Source organism: Kitasatospora sp. NPDC001261 (assembly GCF_042896795.1).
Lineage (GTDB): Bacteria > Actinomycetota > Actinomycetes > Streptomycetales > Streptomycetaceae > Kitasatospora.
Genome location: NZ_JBIAXP010000002.1, coordinates 338,201 through 362,854, shown reverse-complemented (window position 1 = coordinate 362,854; position 24,654 = coordinate 338,201). Strand labels below are relative to the sequence as shown.

Here is a 24,654-nt window from a genome sequence, read left to right as displayed (position 1 = left end):
CGGTAGGTCGGCTCGGCGGCCCCGGCTTCGGAGCGGGGGTGGAGGTCGGCGGCCGGTTCTCCACCCGCCGTTCTCCACCCGGTGGTTGAGCCGAAGCCGAAGCCGAAGCCGGATCCGGGGCCGGGGCCGGGCCGGGGCCGGAACCGGAGCCGGTCAGGCCGCGGGGCCGCTCAGGTGCGCAGGAGGATGCCGGTGACGGCGGTGGCCTGGGTGAGGGCGGTGTCGCGGTGGGCGTCGGGGAGGCCGATGGCGACGGGGACGGCGAGGCCGTCGAGCAGGGCGCGGATCTGGGCCGCGCGGTCGGCGGCGGGGCCGGGGGTGAAGCGGCCGGTGGCGGTGCCCTCCTCGATGAGGGCGACCAGGTCGGCCTGCCAGGGGGCCTCGATGTCCTGCTGGCCCTGGCGGATCTCGGCGCTCGCGGGGGAGCGGCCCCACACCTCGACCCAGAGGATCCAGCGCGGGTCGCCCGCGCCCTCCGGCAGGTAGAGGCGCAGGTAGGCGTCGAGGCGCTGCCAGGGGTCGAGGGTGTGGTCGGCGAGGGCCTCGCGGCGGCGGGCGCCGAGCTGGTCCTCGCTCCAGCGGAGGGTCTCCAGCAGCAGCTGGTCCTTGCTGCCGAAGTAGTAGAGCAGGTGTCCGGCGCTCATCTGGAGCTGTTTGCCGAGCCCGGCCATGGTGAGCTTGGCGAGCCCGTGTTCGGCGATCGCGGCCCGGGCGGTGGCGAAGACCTCCTCGCGGGGGCGGGCCGGCCGGCGCGGGCGGGGGTCGGCCATGTGGGGTTCTCCTCGGTGGGCCGGAACGCGGGAAGGCGGCGCGGGGCTCGGGAAGCGGCGCGGAACGCGGGAAGGCGGCCCGGGCGGGGGCGTACGGCCCCCGCCCGGGCGGGGCGTCAGAGCGCCTTCGGCTGCTGCTGGGTGATGCAGTGGATGCCGCCGCCGTTGGCGAAGATCTCGCGGGCGTCGACGAGTTCGACGGTGCGGCCCGGGTAGGCCTCGGCGAGGATCGCGGCGGCCTCCTGGTCGCGCGGGTCGTCGAAGGCGCACAGGACGACGGCGCCGTTGGCCACGTAGTGGTTGATGTAGGAGTAGTCGACCGGCTCGCCGTCCTCGTCCAGCAGGACGGTGGGGGCGGGCAGTTCGAGGACCTCCAGCGGCCGGCCCTGGGCGTCGGTGGAGGCGCGCAGCACGGCGACCAGTTCGCGGCAGACCTCGTGGTCCGGGTGCGAGGGGTCGGGCTGGACGTGGGCGACCACGACGCCGGGGCGTACGAAGGAGGCGACGATGTCGATGTGCCCGCGGGTGCCGAACTCGTCGTAGTCGCGGGTGAGTCCGCGCGGCAGCCAGATCGCCTTGGTGGTGCCGAGGAAGGCGTGCAGCTCGGCCTCGACCTCCTCCTTGGTCCAGGTCGCGTTGCGGCCCTCGCCGAGCTGGACGGTCTCGGTGACGAGGACCGTGCCCTCGCCGTCGACGTGGATGCCGCCGCCCTCGTTGATCAGCCGGGAGGCGAAGCGCTGGACGTCCGTCAGTTCGCTGATGTGCTCGGCGATGTGCTGGTCCTTGTCCCAGCGGGCCCAGGACTGGGCGCCCCAGCCGTTGAAGATCCAGTCGGTGGCGGCCAGCGAGCCCTTGCCGTCGATCAGGAAGGAGGGGCCGATGTCGCGCATCCACGCGTCGTTCAGCGGGCGCTCGACGATCTCGACCTTCTCGGAGACGTACGTGCGCGCCTGCTCGGTCTCGCCGGTGTTGACGATCAGCGTCACCGGCTCGTACCGGACGATGGTGTCGGCGACGGCGGCCCAGGCCTGGCGGGCGGCGTGCAGCTGCTCGGGGCCGTCGAAGGTGGGGTTGGTGGTGGGGAAGGCCATCCAGGTGCGGTCGTGCGGGTGCCACTCGGCGGGCATCCGGTAGCCGAGGGAGGCGGGCGTGGCGGTGGTCATCGTGAAGTCCTAAGCGGTCAGAGGAAGTAGAGGCGGCTGAGGGAGACGCTGTCGGCGGGCTCGGAGCGCAGCGGCGAGCCGTCCAGGGAGACCAGGCCGGTCTCGGTGACCTCGACGTGGCCGATGCGGGCGTTGCGCACCATGTCGCGCGGTCCGATGCCGCGGGTGTTCCGTACGCCGACCCGGCGGCGGCGGGTGGGCAGCCCGTCGGCGGCCTGGTCGAGGTAGGCGCCGTCGGCGGCGGCCTGGGCGACGAAGGCCACCGAGATGTCGGCGGCGGTCGCGCCGTGGGCGCCGAACTGCGGCCCCAGGACGAGCGGTTCGCAGCGGTCGGTGGAGGCGTTGGGGTCGCCGACCACGCCGTAGGCGGGGAAGCCGGCCTTGAGGACCAGCTGGGGCTTGGCGCCGAAGTGGTCGGGGCGCCACAGCACGATGTCGGCGAGCTTGCCGATCTCGATGGAGCCGACCTCGTGGGAGAGGCCGTGGGCGATGGCCGGGTTGATGGTGAGCTTGGCGATGTAGCGCAGCACGCGCTCGTTGTCGTCGCCGCTCTCCGTCGTCCCGTACGAGCCGGCGCCGTCGAGCGGGCCGCGTTCGGCCTTCATCTTCCCGGCCATGGCGAAGGTGCGGCGCACGGTCTCGCCGGCCCGGCCCATGCCCTGGGCGTCGGAGGAGGTGATGCCGATGACTCCGAGGTCGTGCAGCACGTCCTCGGCGCCCATGGTGCCGGCCCGGATGCGGTCGCGGGCCATCGCGGCGTCGCCGGGCAGGTCGGGCTTGAGGTCGTGGGCGGAGACGATCATGTCGTAGTGCTCGCCGAGCGCGTCCCGCCCGAACGGCAGCGTCGGGTTGGTGGAGGAGCCGATGACGTTCGGCACGCCCGCCATCTTCAGCACGTTGGGGACGTGTCCGCCGCCGCAGCCCTCGATATGGAAGGCGTGGATGGTCCGGCCTTCGAGCACCTTGAGGGTGTCCTCGACCGAGAGGCACTCGTTCAACCCGTCGGTATGCAGGGCGACCTGGACGTCGTACTCCTCGGCGACCCGCAGCGCGGTGTCCAGGGCGCGGGTGTGCGCGCCCATGTCCTCGTGCACCTTGAAGCCGGACGCGCCGCCCTCGGCCAGCGCCTCGATCAGCGGGGCCTCGTCGGAGGACGAACCGCGGCCCAGGAAGCCGATGTTGACGGGCCAGGCGTCGAAGGAGTTGAAGGCGTGCCGCAGCGCCCAGGGGGAGTTGACGCCGACGCCCCAGACCGGGCCGAACTCCTGGCCGATGATGGTGGTGACGCCGGAGGCCAGCGAGGCCTCCATGATCCGCGGCGAGAGCAGGTGGACGTGGGTGTCGACGGCGCCGGCGGTGGCGATCAGGCCCTCGCCGGAGACGATCGTGGTGCCGGTGCCGACGACCACGTCGACGCCGTCGAGGGTGTCGGGGTTGCCGGCCCGCCCGATCGAGGCGATCCGGCCGCCGATCAGGCCGATCGAGGTCTTGCGGACGCCCTGGACCGCGTCGATCACCAGCACGTTGCTGATCACCACGTCGCAGGTGTCGCGGACGGCGGCGGGCTTGAGGTGCAGGCCGTCCCGGGCGGTCTTGCCGAAGCCGGCCAGGAACTCGTCGCCGGGCGCCTGGGAGTCGGACTCGACCCGGACGATCAGTCCGCTGTCGCCGAGCCGGACCCGGTCCCCGGCGCGCGGGCCGTGCACGGCGATGTAGTCGTGCGGGGTGATCGCGCTCACGAGGGCACCTCCGCGTCGTCGAAGCCGGTCAGGTAGCCGGTCGCGCGGGCCTTCGCCAGGGCGGCCTCCTTCGCGCCGGGCGCGTCCAGCGGCCCGTCCACGAGCCCCGCGAAGCCGATCGCGACCCGCTCTCCGCCGATCGGCACCAGGCCGACCTCGACGGTGGCGCCCGGGTCGAAGCGCACCGAGGAGCCGGCCGGCACGGCCAGGTGGGTGCCGTAGGCGGCGGCCCGGTCGAAGGCCAGCCGGGGGTTGGCCTCGAAGAAGTGGAAGTGCGAGGTGACCGAGATCGGCACCCCGGAGGTGTTGTGCACGGGGAGCAGCAGCGTCTCCTCGACCGGGTCGTAGCCGGCGCCGTCGCCGATCAGCGCGCCGCCGGGGGCGTCGTCGCCGAGCGAGCCGGCGCCCTTGAACGGGTCGGTGACGACGGCGAGGCGGGTGCCGTCCTCGAAGACCGCCTCGACCTGGACGACGGTGACCACGTCCGGCACGCCGGGCAGCACCTCGTCGGCGGTGAGCACGGAGCGGCCGGCCTCGATGGCCTCGGCGAGGCGGCGGCCGTCGCGGGCGGCCTCGCAGACGGTGTCCGCGATCAGGGCGGTGGCCTCGGGGATGTTGAGGCGCACGCCCCGGGCGCGGCGGGCGCGGGCCAGTTCGGCTGCCGTGAAGATCAGCAGCCGGTCCCGCTCGGTGGGGGTCAGTCGCACGGTTCCTCGCTCGCGGTCGCCGGGAAGGGGGTCGGCTCGGGTCCTCGGGGGCTGTCGGGATCGATGTTAGAACGGCGTTCAAACACCTCGGGGCCATTGAACCCGCAGCGGGCCGCCCTGTCCAGCGTTGCCGCTCCGCGGGCGTTCGGCCCGCCGGGCGGGGGGCGGGGGTGAGCGGGCGGGAGCGGGGGGCGGGGGCGAAGAGGTCCGGGTGGGCCGGTGCCCGGACCCCGGCGCGCGGCGGGAGCGGGGCAGGGGGCGCGTGGTCGGGCGCACGGTCGGTACGGGCGCCGGGTGTGCGCGGGATCGGGTGGGGGCTTCTTCGAAAACAGCCTCTGCGCTTCGCAAACCTGTCCGGCGCGGGCAGTTGGATCACGCGAACCACCCCGTGCCCCTTTCACCCCACGTGATCGGACGCACACTGTTGCAAACGCCGTCAACTGGGCATGAGGATGAGTGGTCAGAACGAGGGGGCCACCCGGCCGGCGGGGGATCCGGAGGCGGGGGCCCGGATTTCAGGGCGGGGGCATGTGTTGATGGACGGTCAGTCGCGATTCCCGCGGCAGCGGACGAGTTCCGGCGACGCCTACCGGTCCGGGCCGGTCCAGGCGCCGGTCGCCGGCACCGGGACGACCCTGCCGGGTGCGCCGGCACCGGGGTGTGCCGTGCACCGGAGACTGCACCTCACGCTCGATCCGGCGGATCTCGTCGGGGTGGGCGCGGTGCGGCGGCGGTTGCGCTCGGCGCTGAGCCACTGGGGGGTGCCGGAGCTGTCCGACACCGCCGAGCTGCTCTCCTCCGAGCTGGTCACCAACGCGCTGCTGCACACGGGCAAGGGCGCGGTGTTCGACGCGGAGCTCGGGTCGGACCACCGGCTGCGCATCGAGGTGCAGGACGGCACCAGCAGACTGCCCGGGCGGCGGCGCGATCCGGAGGGCGAGTACGCGACCTCGGGGCGCGGCCTGCTGCTGGTGGAGGCGCTCGCGGACTCCTGGGGCGTGCAGCTGCGCGGCGACGGCAAGGTCACCTGGTTCGAGCTCGCCATGCCCTGAGCCCCGCCTCCGGGCGGCGTGCTCCGGGCCGTGCGTTCCGGGCCGTGTGTTCCGGGTCGGCGGCAGGACGTACGATTGTTCGCCGTCGATTGATTCGCTGTCGAAGGAAGCCCAGAACAGAAGGCGGAACGGAAGATTTCCGGCCCGTTGGCATTGCCGCTCGGCCGAACATTGGCCAGGATGGTGGGAATGTGTGTCCACGTGCGGGAAGCAGCGGGGAGACCGAACCTCGACTGGCGACCGTCCGTCGCACCGTCCTATCCAGCACGACCCATCACAACGCCACGCGGCCCGTCCGGACGGTCGGCGCGGTCCGCCACGGCAGCGGCAGGAGCAGCATGCCCACTGAGCCCGAGTCGCCGGGGCCGGCGCTTCCTCCCGGCGCGGCGCCCGTCGTCGAGCCGCGAACGGTGGCGCCGCGAGCCGTAGAGCCGAGGACCGTGGAGCCGCGCACCGCCCGGCCGAGAGCCGTCGAGCCGCGTGTCGCCGAGCAGCCGGGCGCCCCGGAGCCGCGCACCTCCGCGCAGCCCGCCGCCGGCCCCACCACCACCGGGACGGGCCGGGCCCGGCCGCCCGCCCAGTCCTCGCGCCGCGGCTCCGCGGTGCGCCCGTCCCCGAGCCTCGCCGCCGCCCGGCTGGCGCCCGTGCTGTCGGGCGGCCTGCCGCCGTCCTCCGCGGACACCATGCCGGACTGGCTGGAGCCCGCGATGGCGGCCAACGGCATCGGCTCCTTCGACTGGGACATCCGCCGCGACGTCCTGGAGGGCGACCAGCGGGCCTGTGCGATCGTCGGACTGGACGCCCTCGGGCAGAGCCGCTTCGACCGTACGGCCGCCTCCTTCCTGGCCATGCTGCACCCCGAGGACGCGCCCGTGGTGCGCCGCCGGGTCGAGCGCGCGGTGTCCGAACTGGGCCAGTGCGGCGCCTACTACCGGACGGTCGGGGCGAACGGCGGCATGCGCGCGGTGCGCTTCCGCGGCCGGGTGCTCGCCGACGCCTTCGGCCGGGCCTCCCGGATGGTCGGCTTCGTCTGGGACGCCACTGTCGAGCTGCACAAGCGGGACCACGCCGACCGGATGGCCCTGCTGCGCGAGGAGCGCTCCCGGTTCATCAAGGAGGCGGCGCGCGCCCTCTCCGAAGCCGTCACCGTGCGTGACGTGGCCCGGGTGTTCACCGAACTGCCGCTGCCCGGACTGCCGCCGGACGGCCTGGTGCTGGCCTCCTTCGAGGCCGGACGGGCGCAGATCCTCGGCGCCTCCGGCTACCGCTCCGACTCGCTGGCGGTCTGGGACCGCACCGTGCTGCCGCCCGGCCACCCGGCCGCCGAGGCGCTGCGCCACCGCGCGCCGGTCTTCGTCTCGACCCGCGAGGACTTCCGCGACGGCTACCCCGAGGTGTGGGAGCAGACCAGCCGCACCGGCCGGGGCTCCTGGGCGTACCTGCCGCTGGTGGCCAGCGGCCGGGCGATCGGCGTCTGCGTGGTCAGCTTCGACGACGAGCGCGAGCTGGACGCCGACGAGCGGACCCTGCTGACCACGCTGGGCGGGCTGGTCGCCCAGTCGCTGGCCCGGGCCCGGCTGCACGACGCCGAGCACGAGCTCGCGGCCGGCCTCCAGCGGGTGATGCTGCCGCGCACCGTCCCGTCCGTCCCGGGCGTGACCACCGCCGTGCGCTACATCGCGGCCGGCTCCGGCCTGCAGATCGGCGGCGACTGGTACGACGTGGTGCCGCTGCCCGGCGGACACGTCGGCCTGGTGATCGGCGACGTCCAGGGCCACGACGTGCACGCCGCCGGGATCATGGGCCAGCTGCGGATCGCGCTGCGCGCCTACGCGGCCGAGGGCCACCCGCCCGCCGCCGTGATGGCCCGCGCCTCCCGCTTCCTCGCCGACCTGGACACCGACCACTTCGCGACCTGCACCTACGCCGAGGTCAACGTGGACTACGGCGTGGTCTACGCCGTCCGGGCCGGTCACCTCGACCCGCTGGTGCGCCGCGCGGACGGCACCGCCGCGGTGGTGCCGGTGGCCGGCGGGCTGCCGCTGGGCATCGACCCGGACCAGGAGTACCGGGTCACCCGGTTCAGCCTGGACCCGGGCGAGACCGTGCTGCTCTGCACCGACGGCCTGGTCGAGGCGCGCGGCATGGACCTGGACGAGGGCATCGCCCGGCTCGCCCGGGCGCTCGCCCGCCCGCTGCCGGACGCCGGGCAGGCCGCCCGCGACCCGCTGGAGGAGCTGGCCGAGCGGATCGCCTCCCAGGCCGCCGACTCCAGCGAGCGCGAGGACGACATAGCGCTGCTGCTCCTGCGCTGGGACGGCCCGGCCGGCGGGCTGGCCGCCCAGCAGCTGCGCCGCCGGATCGGCCAGGCCGACCTGGCGCGGGTCGCCGAGGTCCGGGCCGAGCTGCGCGACGCGCTTCGCCGCTGGGGCGTGGCCGAGTTCATCGACACCGCCGAGCTGCTCTCCTCCGAGCTGGTCACCAACGCCATCCGGCACACCGACCGGGACGCCATGTTCACCGCCCGGCTCTACCGGGAGCCGGAGGCGGACGGCGGCCGGGCCCGGCTGCGGGTCGAGGTGGAGGACGAGTCGGACCTCTGGCCGACCCGCCGGACGCCGGGGGAGCAGGCCTCCTCCGGGCGGGGTCTGATGCTGGTCGAGGCACTCGCGGACTCCTGGGGCGTGGAGCCGCGCGGCTCCGGCAAGCGGATGTGGTTCGAGCTCAGCGGGACGTCGGCGGCCTGAGCCCCAGGCCCCGTCTCCGTACTCCGGGGGCGTCGGGGCGCCGACGGGGGAGCGGTCAGCCGAACTGCTGCTCCAGGTCCTTCAGTTTGCGTTCCATCTCGTCCAGCCGGGGCAGCGTGACGGTGTCCTCCTCCAGGGTGAGGTCGATGGTGCGCCGCTCCGGACGGGCCGGCAGGCCCGGCTGGACGACCGTGCCCTCGGCCGGTTCCACCTCGCGCGGACCGGCGGGGCGCTCCACCTCGGGACGCTCGGCCCCGACGCGTTCCGCCGGCACCCGTTCCGTCGACACCCGTTCCGCCGACACCCGCTCCGTCGAGACGCGTTCCACGCCGGGGCGGTCCGCCGCGGCGGCCGTCGCGGGCTCCGTGCCGGACCCCAGCCGCCGCGCCGTGCCGCCGCCGCGCCGCCAGGCGCTGTGGGAGCGGTTGATCGCCCGGATCTCGGCCCGTTCCCGGCGCCCGGCGAGCTTGCGGCGCTGCTTCTCGTCGGTGCGCTCCCGCTTGTCGTCGCGCACCTCCTCGACCGCCTCGTCCAGGCTGCGGACGTTCTCCAGCAGCATCAGCGACCAGGCCGCGTAGGTCTCGCGCGGGGCGCGCAGCCAGCGGACGATGCGGATCTGCGGCAGCGGGCGCGGCACCAGGCCCTGCTCGCGCAGCGCGGCCCGGCGGGTCTGCTTGAGCGCCCGGTCGAACAGGATCGCCGCGGAGAGGGACATGCCGGAGAAGAACTGCGGGGCGCCGGCGTGGGTCAGGCCGCGCGGGGCGTGCACCCAGTTGAACCAGGCCGAGGCGCCGGCGAAGAGCCAGACCAGCAGCCGGGAGCCGAGCGCGGCGTCGCCGTGGCTGGCCTCGCGGACGGCGAGCACCGAGCAGAACATCGCGGCGCCGTCCAGGCCGAACGGGACGAGGTACTCCCAGCCGCCGGACAGGCCGAGGTTCTGCACGCCGAAGCCGACCAGGCCGTGGAAGGAGAGGGCGGCCGCGACGCCCGCGCAGCAGAACAACAGGGTGTAGGAGGCGCCGCCGTACAGGGATTCCTTGCGGCGGCGCCGTTCCTCGGACCGTTCCCAGGAATCCGTGCCGGCGGTGGAGGAGGCGGACCCCCGGCTGCGGAGCAGGGCCACCAGGAGTGCGCTGACCAGCAGCCCCACGACCACGGTGATCGCCCATCCGAGCGGTATGTCGGACAATTTCATCGCCGAAACCAGCCTCGCTTTCCTGCGTCGCTTTTCTGCGTCGTGACGGCGGGGACCATCATGGCGGACGCGCGGCGAGGAAATGGCCGATTCGCCGTCAATGCGCTGAGGAGAGGGATTTCTGACCCGGTTACCATCGCATTGTCATGCGAATTTGAAGCGGGCTTTTCCCGGAATCGCGGGCTTTTCGGACCTGATATCGGACAGGTTTTCGTCAACGCCGCGTGACGCGCGGACAGCCGCCGCACATGTCCTTCGGATCGGCGGTGTAGACGAGGCAGCAGCTGGCCCGGGACCGCTCCAGGACCGGAGCGCCACCGCCCCCGGGCGCCGGGGGCGCGAATCCGGCGCCCGGGATGAAGGGGGCCGGGGCCGGAGCGGGGCGGTCGCCCGCGCCGGGCGTGCGCGCGGGGTCGGGGGGCCCGCCGGGCGCCAGCAGCGCGGACAGTTCGGCGCGCGCCCGCTCCTGCTCCCCGAGCAGCCCGCCCGCGTAGCAGAGCCCCTCCACCACCGCGTCGGTGGCCATCGCCCACAGCACCCGGGGCCCGCGCCGCGCCTCCGGGCCGAAGGCGGTGAGCACCGGGGCCAGGAAGGCGCCCAGCGCGGACCGCAGGGCGGCGGCCAGCGCCGCCTCGTCCGGCACCGTCCGGGCCCACTCCGGGCCGACGGCCGTCCCGGGCTTCGAACCCGCCCCCGACCCGGCCGCCGGGTCGTCCGGAAGGCAGGCGAACTCCGCCGGGCGGACGGTCAGTTCGACCGCGTCGGGGCGCCGGCGCAGCGCGACGTCCCCGAGGCCGAGCAGCGGGACGCGCCGCTCCAGGAACCACGGCAGCGTGAACAGCAGCGAGACCGGCCAGACGAAGCGGTGCAGCCCGAAGCCGGCCGCGACGTCCGGGCGCAGCGGCTGCCCGTAGCGGGTGAGGCCCTGCCGGGCGTCGTGGGCGATCAGCTCGCGCACCGCCTCGGGGCGGGCGGCGAGGTCGGCGACGGGCAGCCAGCCGCCGCCGCGCCGGGGCGGGGCGCAGCGCACCGTCAGGACGGGGGTGAGTCCGGACAGCCGGTGGTACGAGGGGGCGCCCGGGGCGGTGGGGGCGGGGGTGCGCGCCCCGGTGGCGCGGGGGACGCGCGGCCTGGGGCCGGGCCGGGTGCTGCTCGCGGTCATGGACGGCCCCATCGGGTCGACCGGGGCGCCCATGGTCCGCCCGGCGGTGCCCGGCCGGGTGGTGGCGGCGCCGGACGCGGCCGGACCGGGGCATGGCGGTGCCCGGGGAACGGCAAGGCGACCTGGCCGGGGTACTGCTCCCCCCGGCCAGGTTAGCCTCACCTTAGCTGATCGTCCCCCCGGTCTCGCTGGTGATGCGCCCGTCCGGGGGAGCACCGGTTGTGCGGAGGGCGTTCAGCTGGCGCGCGAGCCAGACCGGCACGCCGCCCAGGGCGTCCACCAGCCGGGTCGCCTCGGCCCGCAGTCGCGCGGCCTCGGGCGGCTCGGACACTTCGGCGAGCGCCGCGAGCGCCGGCGCCACCCCCACCGTGAAGCCGAGTTGCTCGCGCAGCCGCAGGGAGGCGTCGAAGCCCTCCCGGGCGTTCCCGCGCTCCCCGCGCGAGAGCGCCAGCGCGGCCAGGTGCCGCCAGGTGTACGAGCGCAGCAGCTCGTCCCCGCGCTCGCCGGCGCCCTCGTGCGCCCGCCGGTAGGCGATCCAGGCGGCGCTGCGGTCGCGCAGCAGGTTCTCGGCGACCAGTCCGCGCCGGAAGTCCAGCAGCGGGCGGCCCGGGGCGTCCGGCGGCAGCAGGGCCGAGGTGCGGCCGAGCGCCGCCTGTGCCTCGTCCAGCCGGTCGCGCGGGCCGAGGACGCTCGCCACGTACGCGAGGAAGCCGCGGGCGCAGGCGGCGGCCGCGCGCTGCTCGGTGCCGGAGGCCAGGGCCTCCGCCAGGCGCAGCGCCTGTTCCGCCTGGGTCCAGTTCGCGGCGGTGAACAGGCACTGCTCGATGAGGAGTTCGGCCCGCCCCAGGGCCGCGTCCGGGTCGTGCTCGGCGGTCGGTCGCAGTAGTTCGGCGGCCTCCTGCCAGCACCCCCGGGACCTCAGCCGCCACACGGTGTCACCCGGCTCCTCCGCTGCCGCCCGCCCCCGCCCCTCCGGGTTGCTCGGGTCCCATCCGTGCTCCGACAACGCCACCTCCTTGTGTGCGCCATCCGGCATGGGCACGGACCTGCCCCTGAGGCCCTGTCGCCACGACCCGCACGCATGGCGACGACAGGGCGAAAGGCCCGCGCTGTGGCGGCAATTCAACACGGGGGTGAGCTTGTGCACCAGATCACGAGCGAAGGTTGTTGCTTTTGGAAGAGAAATGATCTAGGGGTGCGCGAGGGAAAGGGGCCGGAGGGGGCCGGTGGGGCGGCCCGGCGGGGCCGCCCGGTGGGTCAGGAGGTCCAGCCGGTCTCCATCAGGGCCTCGGCGGCGCCGTTCGCGGGCTGCGGCACGCCCGCCAGGTCCAGGCTGAACAGGGCCACCAGCAGCTGTTCGCCGCGTACGGTGGCCTGGTGCGAATAGCCCGCGAGGGTGAACATCGCGGCGGCCATCTCCTCGGCGTGCAGGGTCTGGAGCCAGAGGCACTCGACCGACTTCACGTCGGCGGGCTCGGTCCAGGTGTCCACCTGGGCGACCATCCGGCCGCCCAGCAGGGTGACCCCGTCGCGCTCCTGGGACTCGGTGAGCTCCAGGTCGTCGAAGCCGAGCCACTCCAGGTAGCGGGCGGCGGTGAACACCGCGTCCTGCGAGGTGCGCACCGGGTGCGGGCGGAACGGCGCGCGGTGGCGGAACGGGCGGGAGCGGCCGGTCGGGGACGGTGCGGGCGGGGCCGGGGCGGGGGCGTTCGCCGGGTGGGCCGGGAGCGGGCGGGCGGCCTGCGGGCCGGGGGCGGCGAGCGGGGCGGCGGTGCCGGTGCCCAGGCGGGTGGCGCGGTCCACCGGCAGCCGGACGGTGGCGCCGCAGTTGCAGGTGAACTCGGGCTGCGGCCACTGGTCGGAGCGGCCGCAGTGCGGGCAGCGCATGCTCAGCCAGGAGTCCTCCCAGGACCGGAAGCGCACCTGCACCGGCACTCCGCCGCGCAGCAGCGGCACCTTGAGCGAGGCCCCGCACGGACAGGGGAGGGAGGGCGGTTCGTAGAGGTGCTCGCGGCGGCAGGCGGGGCAGCGGATCGCCCGGGCGCCACCGCCGGGCCCCGTCCGAGCGGGGTCGTGTCCGGTGAAGTCGTCGGGCAGTCCGGCCATCGCGGGCTCCGTCCGTCGGTGTCGGGTGGGTGGGACGTCTCCCATGCTCCCCGAAATGTCCGGCGCAGGACGCGGAATGGGGCAATCCTCAGGGACGGATCAGGGGATCCTGCCTGCTCGGGTAGGGAAGGAATCCTTCCGGAGGGGGATGCCCGGCGGGGCGGACCGGGACGTTCAGCCGGCGGACCAGCGGGCCAGGTCGGCGGGGGTGTCGAGGTCGTCCGGGGCGGCGACGTCGGCGCACTCGACCAGGACGAGCTCCGCCGCGTGCGCCGCCAGCAGGGCGCGGGCCCCGGCGTCGCCGCGGGCGCCCGCCGCCGCCTCGGCGAAGTGCCGGGCGCCGATCAGCACCGGGTGTCCGCGCCGCCCCTGGTAGGCCGCGGCGGCCAGTTCGGCGCCCGCCCGGTGGGCGGCCAGCAGCCGGGCCACCGCGGCCGGGGTGACGCCGGGGGTGTCCACCAGCATCACCAGCGCCGCCGAGGCGTGCGGCGGCAGCGCGGCCAGGCCGGCCCGCAGCGAGGAGCCCATGCCCTGTGCCCAGTCCGGGTTGCCGACCAGTCGGCAGCCCGGCAGGTGCGCGGTGGCCCGGACCCGTTCGCCCGCCGCGCCCAGCACCACCGTGACCTCCGTGCAGCCGCCGGCCCGGACCACCGCCACCGCGTGCTCCACCAGCGGCCGGCCCCGGTACCGGAGCAGTGCCTTGGGCCGCCCGCCGAGGCGCCGCCCGCCGCCGGCGGCGAGGACCAGGGCGGCGACCGGGCCCGGTCCGGCGGGTGTCGGCGCTGTCTGCATGGGGCCAGCCTGCCCGGTCGGGGCCGGGGCGCGCATTGTGGGAAGCCACAAGCGGAGGCGGTGCGCGGCGGCCGCGCCCCGGCGGTTCGGCCGCTGGCCGGGGCGGGCCCGGCCCGCCTGTACTGGGCCGATGAACACCGCCCCGTACAACACCGCCCCGCGCACCGCGCCTCCGTACGACACGCGACCGCACGACACCGAGGCCCGCGACCCCGCCCCGCCCCCGCTGGTGGACCGCTTCGGCCGGGTCCACACCGATCTGCGGGTCTCGCTGACCGACCGCTGCAACCTGCGCTGCACCTACTGCATGCCGGCGGAGGGGCTGCCCTGGCTCGGGCGCGCCGGGCTGCTGGGGGACGACGAGGTGGTCCGGCTGGTGCGGATCGCGGTGGAGCGGCTGGGGGTGCGGTCGGTCCGGCTGACGGGCGGGGAGCCGTTGCTGCGGCGGGGGTTGGCGGGGCTGGTCGGGCGGATCGCCCCGCTGGGGGCCGAGGTGTCGTTGACCACGAACGGGATCGGGCTGGCGCGCGCGGCGGCCGGGCTGGCGGCGGCGGGGCTGGGGCGGGTGAACGTCAGCCTGGACACGCTGCGTCCGGAGCGCTTCGCCGCGATCACCCGGCGGGACCGCATCGGTGACGTGCTCGCGGGGCTGGCGGCGGCGAGGGCGGCCGGGCTGGGGCCGGTGAAGGTGAACGCGGTGCCGGTGCGCGGGGTCAACGACGACGAGATCGTGGAGCTGGTGGAGTTCGCCGTCGGGCACGGGTACCGGATGCGGTTCATCGAGTCCATGCCGCTGGACGCGCAAGGGGCGTGGGACCGTTCGGCGATGGTGACGGCGGCGGAGGTCCTGGCGGCGCTGGGGGAGCGGTTCGACCTCGTCCCCGTCGGCCGGTCCGGCAACGCCCCGGCGGAGGAGTGGCGGATCGCCGGTACGGACGTGGTCGTCGGCGTGATCGCCTCCGTCACCCGGCCGTTCTGCGGCGGCTGCGACCGGGTGCGGCTGACGGCGGACGGGCAGCTGCGCGCCTGTCTGTTCGCGACGGAGGAGTCGGACCTGCGGGCGCTGCTGCGCGGCGGGGCGGACGACGCGGCGATCGAGGCGGCCTGGCGGGCCGCGGTGGCGGGCAAGGGGCCCGGACACGCCGTCGGCAGCGCGGAGTTCGTCCGGCCCGACCGCCCGATGTCCGCCATCGGCGGCTGACGGCGCGGCCGGGGCTGGGGCCCGGACCAGGGCATGAGCGGGTGTGAGCTTCGACATGCTCGGCGGGATCGCGTGGCGTCGGCTTGACCTGCCCCCGGGCGGCTGGTCTGCTGGCTTGCCGTCAACCCGCCCCTGACCTCCGGAGTTCCCCGTGCCCGCCCGCCGCTCCACCCTGTCCGCCGCCACCGTGTTCCTGATATGCGCGCTCGCGCTGGTCGGCTGGCTGATCGGCGGCCGCGACCACAAGTCGACCGGCCCCAAGGCCAACGGCGGCACCGCCGCTGCCGGGGCCACCGGCACCAGCCCGCTGCAGAACCCGGACGGCACCAAGCCCGGCCTGGCGCCGCTGACCACCCCCGAGGAGCAGAAGGCCGGGCGGGACGTCATCGCCAAGGTCACCACCGCCGCCGTCGGCACCAAGGACGGCTACGACCGCAACGAGTTCGGCCCCGCCTGGACGGACAACGTCGAGGGCGTCCCGTTCGGCGGCAACAAGTGCGACACACGCAACGACCTGCTGGCCCGCGACGGCACCGCCGTCGAGCACAAGGACGGCTCGGACTGCACGGTCACCGCGATGACCATCTGGGACCCGTACACCGGCAAGAGCGTCCAGTGGACCAAGCAGCAGGCCTCCAAGATCCAGATCGACCACGTGATGCCGCTCTCCTACGACTGGCAGATGGGCGCCAGCAAGTGGGACAAGGCCAAGCGCGTCCAGATCGCCAACGACCCGCTGAACCTGATCCCCGCCGACGGCTCGCAGAACGCCTCCAAGGGCGACTCCGGCCCGGCCTCCTGGCTGCCCGCCAACACCGAGATCCGCTGCTCCTACGCGGTGCGCTTCGCCCAGGTCTCGCTGAAGTACCAGCTGCCCGTCACCGAGGCGGACAAGAAGACCATGCTCCAGCTGTGCGGCGGCTGACGAAGCGTCAATCCCAGGCCTCGAAGGGCGGGCGCGGTGTGCCCCCGGTGACGGCCGGGCGCGGGCCGGGTGGTATTCGTGGGCGGTGGCCCCGATGATCTCCCCGCTCCCCCGGTCGGCCGGGCGCGCCGTGCCCGCCCTCGCCGCCGCCCTCGCCCTCGCGCTGTCGAGCGGCTGCACGGGCTCCGCCCGTCCGGCCGTCCGGCCGCCGCTGGACGAACGGGTCGCGGCCACCGCGGCCCCCGCCCTGCGCGCGCTCTACGACCAGCGGATCGACTGGCGGAGCTGCCCCGGCGAGGACGACGGCGACCAGGACGCGGCCGCCGTGCGGTGCGCCACCCTCAAGGTCCCGCTGGACTACGCCGACCCGGGCGGCCGCACCGTCGACGTCGCCCTCGCCAAGGTGGCCGCCGCCGACCCGAAGCGGCGGCTCGGCGCCCTGCTGCTCAACCCCGGCGGCCCCGGCAACTCCGGTGTCGACATGGTCCGTTGGGGCTGGCAGAGCTACCAGGGGCCGCTGCACGACCGGTACGACCTGGTCGGCTTCGACCCGCGCGGCGCCGGCGACACCACCCCCGTCCACTGCCTGGACGACCGCACCCGCGACCAGTGGAACGCCACCGACGACCCGGCCTACGACCACGCCCGGATCCTCGCCGAGGCCTGCCGCGCCCGGTATGCCGACCTGCTCCCGCACCTCGGCACCCGCGACACCGCCCGCGACCTCGACGTGCTGCGCGGCGCCCTCGGCGAACGCCGGCTGGACTTCCTCGGCTTCTCCTACGGCACCCACCTCGGCGCCCGCTACGCCGAGGAGTTCCCCGACCGCACCGGCCGGCTCGTCCTCGACGGCGCCGTCGACCACAGCGCCCCCGCGGCGCGGCTCGGCATCGAAGCCGCCGTCGCCGCCGAGACCGGGCTCCGGGCCTTCGCCGCCGCCTGCGCCACCGAGGACGGGGCGGCCTGCCCGCTCGGCGCCGACCCGGCCGCCGCCCCGCAGCGCCTCGCCCGCTTCCTCGACGGCCTGCGCGACCACCCGCTGCGCGCCGCCGACGGCCGGACCCTCACCGCCGCGCTCGGCTGGGTCGCCGCCCTGGACGTCCTCTCCGACGGCCGCCGCTCCTGGCCCCGGCTGCGCGAGGCCCTCGAACCGGCCGTCACCCGGGGCGACGCCGACGGCCTGCTCGCCCTCGCCGACGGCGCCGACGGCCGCGGTGAGGACGGCCGCTACCGGACCCCGGCCGACGCCTTCGCCGCCATCTCCTGCGCGGACGGCCCGCCGCCGCCCACCGAGGCGGAACTGCGCCCGGCCCTCGCCGAACTCGCCGCCCGCGCCCCGCTGACCAGCGGGCACGACCCGGTCGGCACCCTGCTCGAAGCGGACTGCCGCTCCTGGCCGTACCGTCCGGCCGAGCCGCCGCGACCGGTCCGGGCGCCGGGCAGCGCCCCGCTCCTGGTGATCGGCTCCACCGCCGACCCGGTCACCCCGTACGCCTGGGCCGAGCGGCTCTCCGCCGGGTTGGAGCACGGCGTGCTGCTCACCCGGGAGGGCGACGGGCACACCGCGTACGACAAGAGCGGCTGCGTCCGGGCGGCCGTGACGGCGTTCCTGGTGGACGGGCGGCTGCCGGCGGCGGGCACCCACTGCGGGTCGGACTGAGGGCGCCAGGGTCCGGCTGAGCTCGGCGGGGGTCGGCCGGGGACAACGCGGAGGGGGCGTGCCGCTTTCGCGCGGCACGCCCCCTCCGGGGTCGCGGCCCCCCGGTCAGGAGGTGGGGGCCGTCAGGTCGTAGAAGGTGGTCGAGCCGATGGTCTTCGCGGTGAAGTGGGCGGTCACCCAGGACTCGATCTGGGCGGACTCGCTCTGCTGCCCGCCCTCGCCGCCCGCGCCGCCGCCGAAGCCGCGGCGGGAGCCGCCCGCGCCGATGAACCAGTGCACCTTGCCCTCCTGGACGTACTTCTGGAAGCCGGCCAGGGTCAGCGAGGGGTCGGTGCCGTTGAAGCCGCCGAGGGCCATCACCGGTTCGCCGGTGGCGAGTTGGTAGCCGGCCGCGGTCTGCGAGCCGATCGCGGCGGCCGCCCAGGTGTAGTGGTCGGCGTTCTGCTTGAGCATGGCGGCGACCTCGTCGGTCACCTTGGGGCCGTCGAGCAGGCCGCCCATGCCGCCGGGGGGCGGGCCGCCGGCCGTGCCGCCGGGGCTGTTCGTGCCGTCGGTGCCGGTGCCCTCGGGATCCTGGGTGCCGGGGAGGCCGGTGCCGCCGCCGGTGCCGCGCTCGTGGCGGCCGTTGGCGCGGTCGCCGCCGTTGCCGGTGCCGCCGCCCGGGAAGCCCTGCCCGGGCGCGAAGCCCTGCTGACCGCCCTGACCGCCCTGACCGCCCTGACCGCCCGCGAAGGCCCCCTGGCCACCCGGAGCACCCGGGCCGCCCTGGCCGAACCAGTGCCCGTTGCCGTTGCCGGTGCCGCCCGGGAAGCCCTTGCCGCCTCGGTGCCCCATGCCGCCCGGCCCGGACCCGCCCTTCACGCCCGGCCCGGCGGTCACGATCGAGCCGGTGTGCGGGGAGTCCACGGTGTCCACCGCGTACGCGGCCGGACCGCCGAGCGCCGCCGCCAGGCCCACCAGGCCCGCCACCGAGGCGATCCGCGCGCCGGCCCGGCCGGAGACCCGCCCGACGAACGGCCCGGCCGCCAGCGCGGCCGCCGCGAGCAGTCCGCCGGCCAGCACCGCCCAGCGCAGCCACGGCAGGAAGCCGGAGCTGCGGCCGAGCAGCACGAACGCCCAGACCGCCGTCACCGCGAGCGTCCCGGCCAGCACCAGCGCCCAGGGCACCCGGTGCCGCGCCCGCCACAGCCCGTCCACGCCCATGCCGACCAGTGCCGCGACGGCCGGGGCCAGCGCCACCGTGTAGTACTGGTGGAAGATCCCGGACATGAAGCTGAAGACCAGCGCGGTGGAGAGCAGCCAGCCGCCCCAGACCAGGAAGGCCGCGCGGGCGGTGTCGGCGCGGCCGTAGCGGCGGGTCGCCCAGAGGCCGGCCAGCAGCAGGATCAGCGCGGCCGGCAGCAGCCAGGCGATCTGCCCGCCGATGTCGGTGCCGAACATCCGGGTCAGGCCGGTCTGGCCCCAGCCGCGACCGCCGCCGGGAGCCGCGCCGCCCGGCAGGTCGACCCCGGCCGGCATCCGGGCGCCGCCGCCCACGCTGCCGCGCTCGTTGCCGTCGACCCGGCCGAGGCCGTTGTAGCCGAAGGTGAGCGAGAGGAAGCTGTTGTCCTGCGAGCCGCCGATGTACGGGCGGGCCGAGGCGGGCATCAGCTCGACGACCGCCACCCACCAGCCGCCCGAGACCAGCAGTGCCGCGCCCGCGAGCAGGGTCTGCCGCACCCGCCGCCAGAGGCCGGTGGGTGCCACCACCAGGTAGATCACCGCGAAGGCGGGCAGCACCAGGAAGGCCGCCAGGGTCTTGGTGAGGAAGGCGAGGCCGAACATCACCCCGGTGAACACCAGCCACCGGGTGCCCGCCGCCTCGACGGCCCGGACCATCCCGTACGCGGCCAGCGTCAGCAGCAGCACCAGCAGCGCGTCCGGGTTGTTGAAGCGGAACATCAGCGCCGCGACCGGGGTGAGCGCCAGCGCGGCGCCCGCCAGCAGGCCGCCGAGCGGGGAGAAGCGCCGGCGCACCGTCGCGTACAGCACGCCGACGGTGGCCGCGCCCATCAGCGCCTGCGGGGCCAGCACCGACCAGGAGGAGAGGCCGAAGATCCGCGCCGAGAGCGCCATCGGCCACAGCGAGGCCGGGGGCTTGTCGACGGTGATGAAGTTCGCCGCGTCCGAGGAGCCGAAGAAGAAGGCCTTCCAGCTCTGCGAGCCGGCCTGCACGGCGGCCGAGTAGAAGGAGTTGGCCCAGCCGGAGGCGCTCAGGCCCCACAGGTAGAGGACGGCGGTCGCGGCCAGCAGCGCCAGCAGGGCCGGGCGCACCCAGCGCGGGTCGTCAGCGCGCCCGCGCCAGGCGCGGGCGGGGAGGGTGCGCAGCCGGTCGGGCCAGGTGGCGAACCCCTTGGGGCCGGCGGGCGGCAGGGGCTGTTCGGGGAAGAGCGGCGCCGGGTCCGGCCGGACCGGGTCCGGCCGCGGCACCTCCGGCGGCGGGTAGTGCGCGGCCTCGGGCCACGGTTCGCCGGCCGGAGGGGAGTAGCTGCTCGTGGTCATGCGCCATACCGTCGGTGGCGTGCCTGAGAGAACCGTGAGACGGGAGTGTGAGGCGCGTGTGATCTGGAACGTCAGGCGGATGGCGGTACGGCGAGGTGCTTGCCCAGCCACTCCAGGGCCGGGGGGATCTCCCTGGTCCAGGTGTGGAAGTTGTGGCCGGCGGTGTCCAGGGTGATGGAGGACATCGTGGTGGGGGCCTTGAAGGCCGCGATCATGGCCTTGGTCTCGTCGTAGTTGTTCTCGTCGTACGCGGTGGTCAGCAGCAGGTTGACCGGGGCGGGCGGCTGGTTCTTCAGCCGCCACAGCAGGTCGTTCTCCTGCTTCAGCCGGTCGTTGCCGCCGAACAGGTCGCCGGTGGTCGCGTCGTGGGCCGCGTCGTAGTAGCCGGAGAGCGCGACCGCCGAACGGTAGGCGTCGGGCTTGCGCAGCGCGAACTTGAGCGCGCAGTAGCCGCCGGTGGAGTTGCCGATGACCGCCCGGCTGGCCGGGTCGGTGCCGATCCGGTAGGTGGTGGCGAGGGCCTTGGGCAGGTCGCTGGTGAAGAAGGTCTCCACCTGGGGGCCGTTCGGCACGTCCACGCACTCGGTGTCCCGGTCGCCGACCAGGGTGGGGCGGGTCATCACCAGGACGGTCGGCGGCAGCTTCTTCTGCTCGATCGCGTTCAGCGTGGACGCCGGGTACTGCATCAGCGAGATCAGCTTCTCCGGGGTGCCCGGGTAGCCGGTGAGCACCAGGGCCATCGGGAAGCGCTGCTTGGCGTAGTCCGGCTGGAAGTACTGCGGCGGCAGGTAGACGTACGCCTCGGTGGTCAGGCCGCTGCCGGCTCCTTTGACGTCGACCTTCTGGATCAGGCCGGAGCGCTCCGGGTCCGAGCCCTGCGCGGAGTAGAACTTCTGCTCGCCGGTGACGGCCACCCCGGAGGCGTTGGGCTGGTGGTCGACCACCGTGCCGAGCCCGCCGCTGGTGCCGAGCAGGTCCGTCCAGGAGCTGTAGAAGCCGAAGTAGCTGTTGGCGATCAGGCCCATCGCGGCCAGCACCGACACCTGGGTGGCCAGGAACGCCCCGAGCCGGCCCAGCCACGCCTTCCAGCCCTTCCCGCCGAACCGCGGCCAGAGCCACATGGTGGCGGCGAAGACGGCGATCGCGAGGAGCGAGGCGATGATCTGGAGGGGGAGTCCGGTGAGACTGAGCACGGGCCCGATCGTAGTTGACCTCCGGAGACGGCCTCGGAGGGCCCCTCGGAGGTGACCGCCGGGTAATGGGTTGACGGGGTCGTTCGTGCTCGGGACCATGTGTGACCGCACGGCTGCGCGGTGTGCGCGCGGTCCGGCTACCCGGGGGTGGGGCATGAGGTTCACGGGGTCCGAGAGGTTCGTGGGGAAGGCCGGTCTGGCCGTCGGCACGGCGCTGGTGCTGGCGGCCTGCTCCGGTGGCGGGGGTGGTGGTTCGGCGGGTGGCTCGTCCGCGCCCGGGGCGGCGGGGACGGGGGTCTCGGCGAAGCCGACCGCGACGCCGACGCCGACCCCGACCCGGGCGCCGTACGGCCCGGTGCTCAGCGCGAGCGTCGACCCGGTCACCGTCGCGCTCGCCCAGGTGGCCGGCGCCAAGGACCTGGGCGACCTCGACACCGTGCTCGGCGGCATCGTCACCAGCGCGCAGGGCGCCGCCAAGTCCCTGAGCGTGGCGGACGAGCCGCCCGGGGTGACGGCGGCGCGGAAGGAACTGGTGGCGGCGCTGACCTCGCTCGCCACCGACGCCGGCAAGGTCCGCAGCGACATCAAGTTCCACGACGTCTGCGCGCTGAGCTCGGCCGAGGCCGAACTGGGAGCCTCCCAGGGGCTGGCGGCGGTGTCGGCGGCCCTCGTCACGATGACCGCGGCCGGCTACCAGACCACCTTCGCCGTCCCGCCGCTGCCCCAGCAGCAGTCCCGCGCGCTGGACAACGGCACCATGGTCCGGAAGGGGAAGCTGCGCGGCGAGGGCGTGTTCAAGGTCGAGAACGGCGGCAAGGTGGACGCCGTGGTGTCGCTCGCGCTGAACGGCAAGGCCGTGCACTCGGTGTTCGTCGGCAAGGGGCAGCACGCCAGTGTCGACGGCGTGGAGGACGGGACGTACGAGGTCTACGTCTCCGGGGGTGCGGACTGGGACTCCGACGCCAAGGGCTTCACCCAGAACTGCCAGTTCACCAAGTTCGAGGACACCTTCCCGTTCGAGACCGGCCGGACCGCGACCTCCTGGGAGATCACCCTCCAGCCGGTGGCCGACGGCAACGCCAAGACCAACGACGTGGACCCGAACGCCTTCCCGCAGCCGTAGCCGTAGCCGCAGCCGTACCCGCAACCGCAACCGCAGCCGCAGCCGTATCCACTGCCCCGGCCCGTAACGGGCATACCGGGACGGGTCGTTGCCGTCGGATGGCACGGCCCGTGCCGGGCAGTGGCGAGTTCGGTCACACTCCTTGACCTCTTGAAGTGGCCATGGCACTTTCATGCGGCGCGGGCGTCGGCGACCAGTCGTACACCCCGCGATCCCCCACAAGGAGAGCCATGTTCAAGAGACTTGTCGCGGTGGCCGGTACGAGTGCCGTCGTCGCGGGCGGGCTGGCCTTCGCCGCCGCCCCCGCGCACGCCGTCCAGGCGGCCGACCTGACGTCCACCATCGCCCTGAGCAACTGCTCGGCCTCGCTGGTCCGTTACCCCACCTCGGCGGCCGGCGACCGGGCGCTGATGCTCACCAACGGACACTGCCTGCCGACCATGCCCTCGGCCGGCCAGGTCATCCAGAACACCACCGCCAGCCGCAGCGGCACCCTGCTGGACGGCGCGGGCAACAGCCTGGGCACCGTCCAGGCCGACAAGCTGCTCTACGCGACCATGACCGGCACCGACGTCGCCCTCTACCAACTCACCGACACCTACGGGTCGATCAGCTCGAAGTACGGCGCCACCGCGCTGACGATCAGCGACGCCCACCCGACCGACGGCGCGTCGATGTACATACCCTCGTCGTACTGGAAGCAGGTCTGGAACTGCTCCGTCAACGGCTTCGTGCCGACCCTGCGCGAGGACGCCTGGACCTGGCACGACTCGCTGCGCTACAGCTCCGGCTGCAACACCACGCACGGCACCTCCGGCTCGCCGATCGTCGACTCCGCCAGCGGGCGGATCATCGGCATCAACAACACCGGCAACGACGACGGCGGCATGTGCACCCTCAACAACCCGTGCGAGGTGGCCGCCGACGGCACCACCAAGGCCTACAAGGGCCAGAGCTACGGCGAGGAGACGTACTGGTTCACCACCTGCCTGAACTCCTCCACCCGGGCCATCGACCTCAACGTGGCCGGCTGCCTGCTCACCAAGCCGGCCGGCAGCGCCGTCTCGGTGACCAACCCGGGCAACCAGTCCACCGCCGTCGGCGGCGCGGTGAGCCTCCAGATCAACGCCTCCGGTGGCACCGCCCCGCTGTCCTACGCCGCGAGCGGCCTGCCCGCCGGGCTGTCGATCAACTCCTCCACCGGCGCGATCACCGGCACCGTCTCCACGGCGGGCAGCTCCACCGTCACCGTCACCGTGACGGACGCCGCCGGCAAGTCGGCCTCCACCAGCTTCACCTGGGCCGTCTCCACCGGTGGCGGCGGCTGCACCCCGGCCCAGCTGCTGGGCAACGAGGGCTTCGAGTCGGGCACGGCCACGCCGTGGACGACGTCGAGCGGTGTGGTGGACAGCAGCGCCTCGCAGGCGGCCCACAGCGGCTCCTGGAAGGCGTGGCTGAACGGCTACGGCTCCACCCACTCGGACTCGCTGTCGCAGACGGTGAGCATCCCGGCGGGCTGCAAGGCGACGCTGAGCTTCTGGCTACACATCGACACCGCCGAGTCGGGCACCACCGCGTACGACAAGCTGACTCTGTCGGTGAACGGCACCGCGCTGAAGACCTACTCCAACGTGGACGCCGCGGCCGGCTACCAGCAGCGCACCTTCGACCTGTCGGCCTACGCGGGCCAGACGGTCACCGTGAAGTTCGCCGGGACCGAGGATGCCTCGCTCCAGACCAGCTTCGTGATCGACGACACCTCCATCCAGACCAGCTGACGCCAACGCCCGGGCGCCGGTGGCCAGTTCGACGGCCACCGGCCTCCGGGCACGGGCACCGGCCTATGCTGGTGGGATGATCAAGCCGATTGAGCTGGTGATTTTCGACTGCGACGGCGTCCTGGTGGACAGCGAGGTGATCGCCGTCCGGGTGCTGGTGCGGCTCGGCGAGGAGTACGGCTGGCCGCTGACCGAGGCGGAGGCGATCGAGCTCTTCGTCGGACGGTCCGAGGCGGCCAACCGGGCCACGGTCACCGAACGGCTCGGCGGCGAGACGGCGACGGTGTGGAGCAAGCGCTTCGTCGAACTGCACGCCGAGGCGGTGGACGCCGGACTGACCCCCGTGGACGGCCTGCCGGAGGCGCTGGCCGCGATCACCCTGCCCACCTGCGTGGCCTCCAGCGGCACCCACGAGAAGATGCGCCACACCCTGGGCCGGACCGGCCTCCACGACCACTTCGCCGGGCGGATCTTCAGCGCCACCGAGGTCGAGCGCGGCAAGCCCGCACCCGACCTCTTCCTGCACGCCGCCCGCTCGATGGGCGTCGACCCGGCCGCCTGCGTGGTGGTCGAGGACAGCCGCCCCGGCGTCGAGGCCGCCCGCGCCGCCGGGATGCGCGCACTCGGCTACGCGGGCGGCGTCACCGCCGCGGAACGGCTGGCCGGGCCGGGCACCGTGGTCTTCGACGACATGCGCGAGCTGCCCGCCCTGATCGCGGCGGGCGCGGTCCGCCAGGGCTAGCCGCCGCCCTCCGGGCGGCCGTCGGTCCGGCGGCAAATCGGTTGCCGGGCGCGGCCCG

Annotated in this window: 18 protein-coding genes and 2 pseudogenes; 9 read left to right on the top strand and 11 right to left on the bottom strand. The window is 74.8% G+C overall.

From position 1 onward, the window contains the following. Positions 1 to 170: 170 nt before the first annotated feature. The 4 genes from ACFY4B_RS04645 to ACFY4B_RS04630 all read right to left on the bottom strand — a co-directional run bounded on the left by ACFY4B_RS04645 (position 171) and on the right by ACFY4B_RS04630 (position 4,379). The gene (locus tag ACFY4B_RS04645; protein WP_387819459.1) at positions 171 to 770 is read right to left on the bottom strand and encodes a TetR/AcrR family transcriptional regulator; all 600 of its coding nucleotides are present in this window, start codon (positions 768 to 770) and stop codon (positions 171 to 173) included. A 116-nt stretch (positions 771 to 886) separates the two neighbouring features. Further along, on the bottom strand, positions 887 to 1,933 hold the full coding sequence (locus ACFY4B_RS04640; protein ID WP_074001019.1) for an agmatine/peptidylarginine deiminase: 1,047 nt from the start codon (positions 1,931 to 1,933) through the stop codon (positions 887 to 889). Positions 1,934 to 1,950: 17 nt separating this feature from the next. Further along, a complete protein-coding gene (locus ACFY4B_RS04635; protein WP_387966453.1) occupies positions 1,951 to 3,672 on the bottom strand; it encodes an urease subunit alpha in 1,722 nt (573 codons plus the stop codon). Further along, a complete protein-coding gene (locus tag ACFY4B_RS04630) occupies positions 3,669 to 4,379 on the bottom strand; it encodes an urease subunit gamma (protein WP_049658208.1) in 711 nt (236 codons plus the stop codon). Before ACFY4B_RS04630 ends, ACFY4B_RS04635 begins: the two co-directional genes overlap by 4 nt. Positions 4,380 to 5,044: 665 nt before the next feature. Between ACFY4B_RS04630 and ACFY4B_RS04625 the strand changes: the two genes are divergently transcribed. Both ACFY4B_RS04625 and ACFY4B_RS04620 read left to right on the top strand, forming a co-directional pair. Then, complete coding sequence (locus tag ACFY4B_RS04625; RefSeq protein ID WP_049658213.1) at positions 5,045 to 5,431, top strand: ATP-binding protein; 387 nt, start codon at positions 5,045 to 5,047, stop codon at positions 5,429 to 5,431. Positions 5,432 to 5,769: 338 nt separating this feature from the next. Then, positions 5,770 to 8,178 (top strand): SpoIIE family protein phosphatase, encoded by a 2,409-nt coding sequence (locus ACFY4B_RS04620; RefSeq protein WP_387966452.1) that lies wholly within the window; start codon positions 5,770 to 5,772, stop codon positions 8,176 to 8,178. 55 nt (positions 8,179 to 8,233) lie between these two features. Here ACFY4B_RS04620 and ACFY4B_RS04615 read toward each other — a convergent pair whose 3' ends face one another. The 5 genes from ACFY4B_RS04615 to ACFY4B_RS04595 all read right to left on the bottom strand — a co-directional run bounded on the left by ACFY4B_RS04615 (position 8,234) and on the right by ACFY4B_RS04595 (position 13,433). Beyond that, positions 8,234 to 9,373, bottom strand: coding sequence for a DUF2637 domain-containing protein (locus ACFY4B_RS04615; protein WP_387966451.1), 1,140 nt, complete (start codon positions 9,371 to 9,373; stop codon positions 8,234 to 8,236). 214 nt (positions 9,374 to 9,587) lie between these two features. Continuing rightward, positions 9,588 to 10,535: a (2Fe-2S)-binding protein gene (locus ACFY4B_RS04610; RefSeq protein ID WP_387966450.1), complete on the bottom strand. Its 948-nt coding sequence runs from the start codon at positions 10,533 to 10,535 to the stop codon at positions 9,588 to 9,590. A 163-nt stretch (positions 10,536 to 10,698) separates the two neighbouring features. Continuing rightward, the gene (locus ACFY4B_RS04605) at positions 10,699 to 11,571 is read right to left on the bottom strand and encodes a hypothetical protein (RefSeq protein WP_049660965.1); all 873 of its coding nucleotides are present in this window, start codon (positions 11,569 to 11,571) and stop codon (positions 10,699 to 10,701) included. A gap of 221 nt (positions 11,572 to 11,792) precedes the next feature. After that, positions 11,793 to 12,641, bottom strand: coding sequence for a hypothetical protein (locus ACFY4B_RS04600; protein WP_241852729.1), 849 nt, complete (start codon positions 12,639 to 12,641; stop codon positions 11,793 to 11,795). A gap of 174 nt (positions 12,642 to 12,815) precedes the next feature. After that, a complete protein-coding gene (locus ACFY4B_RS04595) occupies positions 12,816 to 13,433 on the bottom strand; it encodes an NTP transferase domain-containing protein (protein WP_380778506.1) in 618 nt (205 codons plus the stop codon). Between the two features lie 130 nt (positions 13,434 to 13,563). On the opposite strand from ACFY4B_RS04595, the gene moaA reads away from it, so the two are divergent. From moaA to ACFY4B_RS04580, 3 genes are all read left to right on the top strand, one after another. Continuing rightward, entirely contained in the window at positions 13,564 to 14,634 is a 1,071-nt protein-coding gene (moaA, locus tag ACFY4B_RS04590) for a GTP 3',8-cyclase MoaA (RefSeq protein ID WP_387966449.1), read from the top strand. Between the two features lie 151 nt (positions 14,635 to 14,785). Beyond that, entirely contained in the window at positions 14,786 to 15,559 is a 774-nt protein-coding gene (locus ACFY4B_RS04585) for an HNH endonuclease family protein (protein WP_117487336.1), read from the top strand. A gap of 94 nt (positions 15,560 to 15,653) precedes the next feature. Then, a complete protein-coding gene (locus tag ACFY4B_RS04580; protein ID WP_387966448.1) occupies positions 15,654 to 17,219 on the top strand; it encodes an alpha/beta hydrolase in 1,566 nt (521 codons plus the stop codon). A 105-nt stretch (positions 17,220 to 17,324) separates the two neighbouring features. On the opposite strand, the gene ACFY4B_RS04575 is transcribed toward ACFY4B_RS04580, so the two are convergent. Both ACFY4B_RS04575 and ACFY4B_RS04570 read right to left on the bottom strand, forming a co-directional pair. Continuing rightward, a complete protein-coding gene (locus tag ACFY4B_RS04575) occupies positions 17,325 to 19,760 on the bottom strand; it encodes a glycosyltransferase family 39 protein (protein WP_387966447.1) in 2,436 nt (811 codons plus the stop codon). A 71-nt stretch (positions 19,761 to 19,831) separates the two neighbouring features. After that, positions 19,832 to 20,953: an esterase family protein gene (locus tag ACFY4B_RS04570; protein ID WP_074001025.1), complete on the bottom strand. Its 1,122-nt coding sequence runs from the start codon at positions 20,951 to 20,953 to the stop codon at positions 19,832 to 19,834. Positions 20,954 to 21,107: 154 nt separating this feature from the next. Between ACFY4B_RS04570 and ACFY4B_RS04565 the strand changes: the two genes are divergently transcribed. The 4 genes and pseudogenes from ACFY4B_RS04565 (at position 21,108) to ACFY4B_RS04550 (ending at position 24,596) form a co-directional block, all read left to right on the top strand. Next, positions 21,108 to 22,076, top strand: a complete 969-nt coding sequence (locus ACFY4B_RS04565) for a hypothetical protein (protein WP_387819442.1) — start codon at positions 21,108 to 21,110, stop codon at positions 22,074 to 22,076. A gap of 161 nt (positions 22,077 to 22,237) precedes the next feature. Continuing rightward, positions 22,238 to 22,924, top strand: a pseudogene (locus ACFY4B_RS04560) (serine protease); the annotation flags it as partial. A 204-nt stretch (positions 22,925 to 23,128) separates the two neighbouring features. Further along, positions 23,129 to 23,854 (top strand): annotated as a pseudogene (locus ACFY4B_RS04555) (putative Ig domain-containing protein); the annotation flags it as partial. Positions 23,855 to 23,930: 76 nt separating this feature from the next. Continuing rightward, positions 23,931 to 24,596 carry an HAD family phosphatase gene (locus ACFY4B_RS04550; RefSeq protein ID WP_074001028.1) on the top strand — a complete coding sequence of 222 codons (666 nt, stop codon included), beginning with the start codon at positions 23,931 to 23,933 and terminating at the stop codon, positions 24,594 to 24,596. Positions 24,597 to 24,654: the final 58 nt, after the last annotated feature.

Excerpts from the sequence above, each read along its gene's own strand:
- moaA (WP_387966449.1), top strand. The coding sequence starts at position 13,564 with ATGAACACCGCCCCGTACAACACCGCCCCGCGCACCGCGCCTCCGTAC.
- ACFY4B_RS04600 (WP_241852729.1), bottom strand. The coding sequence starts at position 12,641 with ATGGCCGGACTGCCCGACGACTTCACCGGACACGACCCCGCTCGGACG.
- ACFY4B_RS04550 (WP_074001028.1), top strand. The coding sequence starts at position 23,931 with ATGATCAAGCCGATTGAGCTGGTGATTTTCGACTGCGACGGCGTCCTG.
- ACFY4B_RS04580 (WP_387966448.1), top strand. The coding sequence starts at position 15,654 with ATGATCTCCCCGCTCCCCCGGTCGGCCGGGCGCGCCGTGCCCGCCCTC.
- ACFY4B_RS04610 (WP_387966450.1), bottom strand. The coding sequence starts at position 10,535 with ATGACCGCGAGCAGCACCCGGCCCGGCCCCAGGCCGCGCGTCCCCCGC.
- ACFY4B_RS04575 (WP_387966447.1), bottom strand. The coding sequence starts at position 19,760 with ATGACCACGAGCAGCTACTCCCCTCCGGCCGGCGAACCGTGGCCCGAG.
- ACFY4B_RS04640 (WP_074001019.1), bottom strand. The coding sequence starts at position 1,933 with ATGACCACCGCCACGCCCGCCTCCCTCGGCTACCGGATGCCCGCCGAG.
- ACFY4B_RS04615 (WP_387966451.1), bottom strand. The coding sequence starts at position 9,373 with ATGAAATTGTCCGACATACCGCTCGGATGGGCGATCACCGTGGTCGTG.
- ACFY4B_RS04595 (WP_380778506.1), bottom strand. The coding sequence starts at position 13,433 with ATGCAGACAGCGCCGACACCCGCCGGACCGGGCCCGGTCGCCGCCCTG.
- ACFY4B_RS04565 (WP_387819442.1), top strand. The coding sequence starts at position 21,108 with ATGAGGTTCACGGGGTCCGAGAGGTTCGTGGGGAAGGCCGGTCTGGCC.
- ACFY4B_RS04620 (WP_387966452.1), top strand. The coding sequence starts at position 5,770 with ATGCCCACTGAGCCCGAGTCGCCGGGGCCGGCGCTTCCTCCCGGCGCG.
- ACFY4B_RS04605 (WP_049660965.1), bottom strand. The coding sequence starts at position 11,571 with ATGCCGGATGGCGCACACAAGGAGGTGGCGTTGTCGGAGCACGGATGG.
- ACFY4B_RS04645 (WP_387819459.1), bottom strand. The coding sequence starts at position 770 with ATGGCCGACCCCCGCCCGCGCCGGCCGGCCCGCCCCCGCGAGGAGGTC.